The 652-nt window shown below is 73.5% G+C and carries 1 protein-coding gene; it reads right to left on the bottom strand.

From position 1 onward, the window contains the following. Positions 1-652: acyl-CoA dehydrogenase family protein (locus tag E4P42_RS26805; protein ID WP_256371220.1), on the bottom strand; the 652-nt coding region annotated here is incomplete at both ends.

Raw genomic sequence — 652 nt, 5'->3', positions numbered from 1 at the left:
TGGCGGTCACGGCCCCCACCCGGGCCACGGCGGCGTCCAGGTCGGCGGCGAACCCCGCCCACTCGGTACCCGCCGCTCGCGCGGTGCTCGCGCCGATCGTCTCGGCCAGCAGCGCCAGCCCCGCACCGCCCTGCATGGCCACCTTGCGGCCGAGCAGGTCGAGGGCCTGGATGCCGTTGGTGCCCTCGTGGATGGGGTTGAGCCGGTTGTCCCGGTAGAACTGCTCCACCGGGTAGTCGCGGGTGTAGCCGTAGCCGCCGTGCACCTGGATCGCCAGGTCGTCGGCGACCGGCCCCCACTGCGACGGCCAGGCCTTGGCGATCGGGGTGAGCATCTCCAGCAGCAGGTGGGCCCGCGCGCGGTCCTCCTCGCGCTCGGCCGTCTGCTCCTCGTCCACCAGCCGCGCGCAGTACAGGCCCAGCGCCAGCCCGCCCTCCACGTAGGACTTCGCGGCCAGCAGCATCCGCCGGACGTCGGTGTGCTCGACGATCCGCACCGGCGGCGCCGACGGATCCCGGTTCGTCGGCGGGCGGCCCTGCGTGCGCGTGCGGGCGTACTCCAGCGCGTGCAGGTAGCCGGTGTAGCCGAGGACGGTCGCGCCCATGCCGACGCCGATCCGCGCCTCGTTCATCATGTGGAACATGTAGGTCAG

Origin of the sequence: Mycobacterium sp. PS03-16, from assembly GCF_004570325.1 — a bacterium.
GTDB lineage: Bacteria > Actinomycetota > Actinomycetes > Mycobacteriales > Mycobacteriaceae > Mycobacterium.
The sequence above is the reverse complement of the archived record's forward strand: the minus strand, read 5'-3'. Positions and strand labels throughout refer to the sequence as shown.